The following is a 7,450-nucleotide window of genomic DNA, read 5'->3' as shown; positions in this document are numbered from 1 at the left end:
CCCCTTAAGATCCCCAAGTTCAAAATCAAAAATTATTTTAAAAAGCTTTTTGCACAAAACTGCAAAAGCTAAGCAAATGAGATTAGGAAAGTTATTCAAAAGACCTTACGAAAAAGACCATTTTGCACAAAGCTGCAAAAAAACATAGTTCGCATACTACAGCAAACCCTCCCCACCCATTCTCTGCCTTTAGAAACTCTAAATTTACTCTTTAATATATCAGTATGATATAATATATTGTTGATAAAAGGCAAATCTTTATCGAACTCTGTAAAAGGAGATACTTTCAGTGAATTCTTTTTTTATTACAAATTTAATATGTGAAAGAAAAGAACGTATAAAAAAAATAGAATTTATCCTTGTTATCGCTTACTTGTTGTTGGCAATCATAGGCTTTTTATCCGTTAAAAGTGCTGTAATTAATAGTCCTTTAGAGGGAATAGAAAGCCAACAATTAATGTGGATTATTATAGGGTTCGTTTTTTTTACCGTTAGTATCTTTATTCCAGAGAGATTTATTAAGAAATATACCCCTGTTCTATTTTATTTAGTTATACTTGCTTTGATTTTGGTACTGTTCACCACACCAGTTAGTGGTGCTAAAAGATGGATAAGGCTGGGTCCTATAGGTTTTCAACCATCTGAAATATTTAAGCTGGTATTGTTATTATATCTTAGTTATGTTCTTTCTCAAAATGATAATAAAAAGTTTTATTTTGCATCAATAATGATTTTTTTATCTGCAGGGTTAATATACAAAGAACCGGATTTTAGTACTTCAATTATAGTATTATTTACATGGTTTGTTGTAGTTTTTGTTTCGGGAAGGTTCGAAAAATTATGGCAATATTCTTTAGGATTAGCTTTAATCGGCAGTCCAATAATTTTTTACAACCTCCAAGAATACCAAAAAGGGAGGATAATAGGATTTCTCTTTCCTCAAACCTACTCTCTAAGTTATTATTATAACACCGCACAAGCGATAAAAGCCATAGGTTCTGGTGGTTTGTTAGGGGAAGGATATATGAATGGATATATGAATTTGAGTGGATTCGTACCTGAAAGTCATACGGATTTTATATTTTCCGTTATTGGAGAAGAATTTGGTTTTTTGGGAGTAACTTTTATTCTAATACTTTATTCGTTAATACTTTGGAGACTATACGAAGGGTACAAAAAAAGCGAAGACCTTTTTTGGAAATATTTTTATATAGGATCTGCATTTTTGATCTTTTTTCATATTTTTCAAAATATCGGAATGAATCTAGGGATTTTACCTGTTACTGGCATTCCTCTGCCTCTGATATCAAATGGTGGTTCCTCTTTTGTTACTTTTTCTATAATATTGGGAATTGCAACAAAAGGTTTAATGATAGAAAAAAACATTACGAGGTGAATGAAAATTGAAAATCGTAGAAACTTTACCAAATATTAGTGAAGGGAAAAACAAAGAATTAATCAGCCAAATCAAAGACCTTTCCGAAAATTTTGATAAGATTTGGTTTATTTCTTGCAAAAGTGATGAATACTTCAATAGAAGCTTCATCAGTGTTGTAGGGGAATTAAAAGAAGTAGAGACTTTCTTATTTGAAATGGTGAAAATATGCGTAAAGAATATAGACCTCAGAAATCATAGTGGGTATCACCCAAGAATAGGCGCTGTAGATGTTATCCCAATTGTTCCATTAATATCAACAACCTTTGATGAAGCGGATAATCTTGTAAGAAGATTAGCAAAAAAAATCTCTGAAAGCTTTGAATTGCCTATATATCTATACGAAAAATCCGCCAGAAACGAATACCGAAAAAATATAAACACCTTACGAAAAGGTGAATTTGAGTTCTTAGCGAAAAAAATGTCTTTTCCTGAATGGGAACCAGACTTTGGTCCAAATCACCCGCATCCCACTGCTGGAGCAACTATTATGGGGGTAAGAGATTTTCTAATATCTTTGGAATTCCATATTAACACCTTAGACAGGTGGCTTGCAGAACAAATAAAGCAAGAAATAAGTTTGAGTTTACCCGCCAGTGTATTTTTAGAAAGAAAACAAAACGGTAAATTCAGTCTCACTTTAAATGCAAAAGAAGGGGATGTATCTCTCTATTTACTCTACAGTAAAGTTAAAACGATAATAGAACATTTTGGGAGCGAAATAGAAAGAGTTTCTCTACCATCTCCTTTAACGGGAAAATTGTTTTTGCAATCGTTTAAAAACTTAATAGGTAATTTGGATGGAGACTTATTTACAATAGAAGAAAAGTTGTTAACCGAATCACAAATCACCAAGGCAAAATATATTTCAAACGAGGAAAAATGACTAGAATCATAGTCGTAGGACCTTTAAAAAGTCCCTATATAATAGATGGCGTAAAACAATATTTAAAATGGGTAAAGAAGTTTGAAAAGATTGAACTAATACAACTTCCTTTATCTGGTGATTTAAACAAGACTCCCCCTTTAATTTATAAAGATAAAGATTTCAAAAAGTTGATAAAATATTTTCCGGATTCCTTTAACGTTTTATTGGATGAAAGAGGAGAACAAATGGATTCCATAAAATTTTCTGAATTTTATGATAGGATAAAGAGCACATCGACAAGGAAACATATAAATTTTATTGTCGGTGGTCCTTTGGGTCATTCTGATAAAATTTACAATAAGGCTGATTCTATTTTATCGTTATCTAAAATGACTTTCACGCACGAATTTGCGGTTTTGATTCTTTTAGAACAATTGTTTAGAGTTAACAAGATATTACACAATGAAACCTATCATTATTAAAAAAATTACAATGTTTTTTATCACAGGAAGGGAGGAAGGTACGTATCATAGTACAAAAATGATGAAAAAAATGTCGATTGTAGGTGCCCAATGGGGCGATGAAGGTAAAGGTAAGGTTGTTAATTACTTTTCAGAAAAATTTGAATGGATAGTACGTTTTTCTGGAGGGGCGAATGCAGGTCATACCATTTATTACAAAGGCAAAAAATATGTTAATCATATGCTTCCTTCTATTATGCCCAACTCTAAATCTAAAGGTTTTTTAGGTGCAGGAATGGTGTTGGATTTAGAAAAACTTGTAGAAGAATTAAATATACTAGAAGCTGATTTCCCTGGAATGTCCTCTAAATTTTACATTGATTTAGAAGCCTTTTTGGTCCTTCCCTGGCATAAAGAAGAAGACGAAATTATAGAAAGTATGAGAAAAAAGCCAATTGGAACAACAAAAAGAGGAATTGGGCCTGCCTATACCGATAAGGTATCAAGGGAAGGTATAAAACTATACTACCTGTTCGATGAAAAAATGCTTAAAGAACGATTGGAAGATATATATTATCTAAAAAGTAGTCAGTATGGGGATAAATTGAAAACTTCAAAAGATGATGTATTTGAGTACTTGATGAAAACAAGAAATGAACTGGAAAAATTGAAGATAAATTACGCTAGTGCGGTAGAGATGGGTAATGTTTTCAGAAGTACATCGGTACTGTTTGAAGGAGCTCAAGGTGTTTTGTTAGATTTAGATTTTGGTACCTACCCTTTTGTCACCTCGTCTTCGTGTATGGCTTATGGAGTTTCTTCAGTAGGCTTTTCAACGTTCGAATTAGATGAGGTGTATGGGGTACTCAAAGCCTACACAACACGGGTAGGATCAGGGCCTTTCCCAACAGAAATCTTTGGAGAAGAAGCTGACAAAATTAGAGAATTAGGAAAAGAATACGGGGCGACAACGGGAAGGCCAAGAAGGGTTGGTTGGTTAGATCTCCCTGCCTTGAGATACGCAAAAGTAAGATCTGGGTTAACAGGGCTTGTAATCACCAAAGCAGATGTTTTAAACGGGTTAGACAAGATAAAAGTTTGTACACATTATGAGGTCAATGGAAAAACAAAAGACACCCCATCCTCTTCGTATGACTTTTTTGTTGCCAAACCTATTTATACTGAATTGAATGGTTGGAAAGATACCAACGATATTAATTTCCTAAAATATTTATCGTATATTGAAGAACAAATCGGAGTTGACATTGACTATATTTCCTATGGACCAAAAACCGAAGAAATGTGTTCAAAAAATGATTTAATATTGAATATGAAAAATAATTAAAAAATTTAGGAGTGGTTAAATTGAAGATACTCACTTCCTCTCAGGCAAAATTAATAGACAAATTGACTATAGAAAAAGGGATAGCGTCAGAAACGCTTATGGAGCAAGCGGCTTTTTCCGTGGCTGACATAGCAGAAACCTTTGAGCCAAATTCTATTTTATGTGTGGTAGGAAAGGGTAACAATGCAGGTGATGGTGTTGCAGCGGGTAGGATTCTAAAAAATAAAGGCTACAACGTTGAAATACTTATAGTAGGCGATCCAACTCAAGGGAGTCCTGATTTTAAAAAGCAACTTGAAATCGCCAAAAAATTCCAAATTAATATTTATCGTTTCGATGTTGACGAAATTAATTATTCCCAATACGATCTCATAATAGACGGGTTAATAGGTATAGGCTTGACAGGAGAAGTCAAAGGGGAAGTCGCCGAAGCTATAACACACATAAACTCTTCAGGATCAAAAGTATTATCAGTCGATGTTCCATCTGGAATATCATCTGACACGGGCGAAGTTCTGGGAACAGCAGTTAAAGCTGATCAAGCGGTTACCTTCGGCTTTTTAAAAATTGGTCATCTACTCTATCCGGCAAGAGAGTATTGTGGAGAAATAAAGGTCGCACCTTTATCTTTCGACAACTCTTTGATAAACTCAATCAATCGAGAACTCATATTAGAAGATACTGTTAAGAACTTACTCCCAAACAGGCCTGAAGATTCTTACAAGTACAAATTTGGAACGGTTTTGATACTCGCAGGTAGTGAAAAATACCCTGGTGCGCCTATCCTTTCAGCTATCGGGGCTCAAAGAACAGGAGCCGGTATGGTTAAGCTGATTACACCAGGTGATTCATCAAACGTTTTAGCTCTTGAACCATCAATAATCTATAGATCCTTAAAAAAAGAACACTTTGAAGAAAAAGACGTTGAAAATTTAAAGGAAGAAATCGAAAAATCTAACGTTATAGTTTTAGGTCCCGGTATAACTGAAAAGGCAAAAGGTTTTGTTACAAAATTGGTTGACACCTACAAAGATGACAAATTATTCGTTTTAGATGCAGATGCTCTATCAATTTTAAAAGAGAAAGATGTAAAATTAAACAAAAATTTTGTTATAACTCCTCATGTGGGAGAACTATCAAAGGTTTATAAGAATTTAAAAAATGATGTGTTCGGTTTGGAAGAGTACGCAAAAGAATTGAGATGTACCATCGTATTCAAATCATCAACTACCTTGATAACAAACGGTGAAAAAACATATTTCAACATAACAGGAAATTCAAGTCTAGCCAAGGGAGGATCGGGAGATTTATTATCAGGAGTTATCGGATCGTATATAGCTCAAGGCTTAACAACGTTGCAAGCTTGCATAATTGGAAGCTATGTGATATATAAAACTGCAAGAGATCTATCCTTAGAGTACACAAACTACTCTTTAACTCCGAAAATAATTGCTGACAATATATATAAGACCATTCAACAATTAAACTCATGAACCTGAAATCCAATTGGGAGGCGAACAAACTATAGTTTATATAATATCTGGAGCAGAACTAAGAAGCTCTTTAGAATTTTATAAGAAAATGATACAAAAGGCTTCCTTGACAATCGCATGTGATGCTGGAATCAAAATCTTCAAAAAGTTAAACTTACCACCAAAATATTTAATAGGAGATTTTGATTCTGCTTCTATTGATGACCTCCAGTGGGCTGAAGATAACAACACCGAAATATTGAAATATCCAAAAGAAAAAGATGAGATCGATACCGAATTGGCTTTAATCTTTCTGAAAGAAAAACGCTATAAAAACATTGTCTTATCAGGGGTTTTAGGTGATCGCATTGATCAAGAAATGGCAAGTATCTTCCTCCTTGCCGAATACATAGATCTAAATCCTGTTATTCTTGAAGAAAACGTTAAAATCGGCATAGTAAATAAAAGAGTAGAAGAAGATGCCCAGATTGGTGAAAGTTGGTCTATTTTAAGAATAGGAGAACCTGTTATAGGGCTTACTCTCAAAGGGTTCAAATATCCATTAAACAAAAAAGATATCTTTGATTTCAAATCCTTAGGAATCAGCAACGAAGCTACAGAAAATAAAATAGAAATATCCGTTGAAAGCGGGTTGGTCGTTTATATCAGATGGATTAATAAAAAATGGTAACTAAGGGGGTAATTTGATGTGGTTAGTATTATCTGATTCTCATGACAACATGAATAAACTCAAAAAGATCCCTGATTTAATCCAAAGGTACAATATCGATACAATTTTCCATTGTGAAGATTTTGTAGCTCCGTTTACTTTACCGTATCTAATCTATGATGATATCGATTTTTATGGTGTCTTTGGTAACAACGACGGAGAAAAGTTGTTACTCTATGAAAAATCTAATAAAAAGATAAAAAACGGACCAATCACTGTAGAAAAAGATGGCAAAAAGATATTTCTGATGCACGAACCTTATTCCCTAAAAGCCGCTGAAAATTCAGGGATTTATGATTACGTCTTTTTTGGTCATACCCATGAAATAGTAAATAGAAAAAACGGCAAAACGATTGTACTCAACCCAGGAGAATTTTCTGGATGGCTCACTGGGAAGGCAACTTATGGTATAATAGATCCTAACGAAGTCAAAGTTGAAATCAAAGAACTTTAGAGGAGGACCATTGACATCTTGAAAGTATACAAAACTCAATTAATAAAAACCGTTTACGACATTGAAGATCTCCCACCACCAGATAAAAAAGAAGTTGCCTTTGCAGGAAGGTCCAATGTCGGAAAATCAAGCTTTTTGAATGCCATCTTAGGCATAAAAATAGCAAAAGTGAGTTCTACCCCCGGAAAAACCAGATCCATCAATTACTACTTGGTGAATGATAAATATTATTTCGTCGATTTACCAGGATATGGTTTTGCAAACGTTTCAAAACAGGAAAAAGAAAGATGGAACATACTGATGAATGAATACTTTAAAAATAGATTTTCTTTAAATGCCGTTTCTTTGCTTATCGACCATAGACATATGCCTCAAAAACTTGATTATGCTATGGTTGAATGGCTAAAAGATCTAGGTATACCTTTTTTGTTTATCTTAACAAAATCGGATAAATTAAAGAAATCTGAAAAAGATAAACTTTTTAAAGATATCAAAAGTAGTTTTTCAACTTATGGTGAATATATATATTTGCCTTTCTCTTCAAAAACAAAGGAAGGTTTAAAAGAGGTCTTGAAAACTATCGGCGAAATATTAGGTGATAATGATTGGTCTTAATCAGGGTAGGGAGCGGGGGAAGGGCGCTAAAATAAAATTTCTAAAGTCAATCAAAAGCTAATCGGTGATA

At 33.6% G+C, this 7,450-nt stretch carries 8 protein-coding genes; all 8 read left to right on the top strand.

The window, feature by feature from the left end; genetic code table 11:
- Positions 1–289 precede the first annotated feature (289 nt).
- The 8 genes from AA81_RS08565 (at position 290) to yihA (ending at position 7,380) form a co-directional block, all read left to right on the top strand.
- Complete coding sequence (locus tag AA81_RS08565; RefSeq protein ID WP_169999700.1) at positions 290–1,396, top strand: FtsW/RodA/SpoVE family cell cycle protein; 1,107 nt, start codon at positions 290–292, stop codon at positions 1,394–1,396.
- Positions 1,397–1,403: 7 nt separating this feature from the next.
- Complete coding sequence (locus AA81_RS08560; protein WP_103898789.1) at positions 1,404–2,321, top strand: hypothetical protein; 918 nt, start codon at positions 1,404–1,406, stop codon at positions 2,319–2,321.
- On the top strand, positions 2,318–2,785 hold the full coding sequence (locus AA81_RS08555) for a 23S rRNA (pseudouridine(1915)-N(3))-methyltransferase RlmH (protein WP_103898788.1): 468 nt from the start codon (positions 2,318–2,320) through the stop codon (positions 2,783–2,785). The genes AA81_RS08560 and AA81_RS08555 overlap by 4 nt, the downstream gene beginning before the upstream one ends.
- A 61-nt stretch (positions 2,786–2,846) precedes the next feature.
- The gene (locus AA81_RS08550; protein WP_103898791.1) at positions 2,847–4,109 is read left to right on the top strand and encodes an adenylosuccinate synthase; all 1,263 of its coding nucleotides are present in this window, start codon (positions 2,847–2,849) and stop codon (positions 4,107–4,109) included.
- 20 nt (positions 4,110–4,129) lie between these two features.
- Entirely contained in the window at positions 4,130–5,602 is a 1,473-nt protein-coding gene (locus AA81_RS08545) for an NAD(P)H-hydrate dehydratase (protein WP_169999698.1), read from the top strand.
- A gap of 13 nt (positions 5,603–5,615) precedes the next feature.
- Positions 5,616–6,272, top strand: coding sequence for a thiamine diphosphokinase (locus AA81_RS08540; protein ID WP_103898786.1), 657 nt, complete (start codon positions 5,616–5,618; stop codon positions 6,270–6,272).
- A gap of 16 nt (positions 6,273–6,288) precedes the next feature.
- Positions 6,289–6,765, top strand: coding sequence for a metallophosphoesterase (locus AA81_RS08535; protein ID WP_103898785.1), 477 nt, complete (start codon positions 6,289–6,291; stop codon positions 6,763–6,765).
- Between the two features lie 18 nt (positions 6,766–6,783).
- The gene (yihA, locus tag AA81_RS08530; protein WP_103898784.1) at positions 6,784–7,380 is read left to right on the top strand and encodes a ribosome biogenesis GTP-binding protein YihA/YsxC; all 597 of its coding nucleotides are present in this window, start codon (positions 6,784–6,786) and stop codon (positions 7,378–7,380) included.
- The last annotated feature ends 70 nt before the right edge of the window (positions 7,381–7,450 follow it).

It is taken from the genome of Petrotoga halophila DSM 16923 (assembly GCF_002924615.1).
Note: the sequence above shows the minus strand (reverse complement) of the source record. Positions and strands in the feature narration are given on the sequence as shown.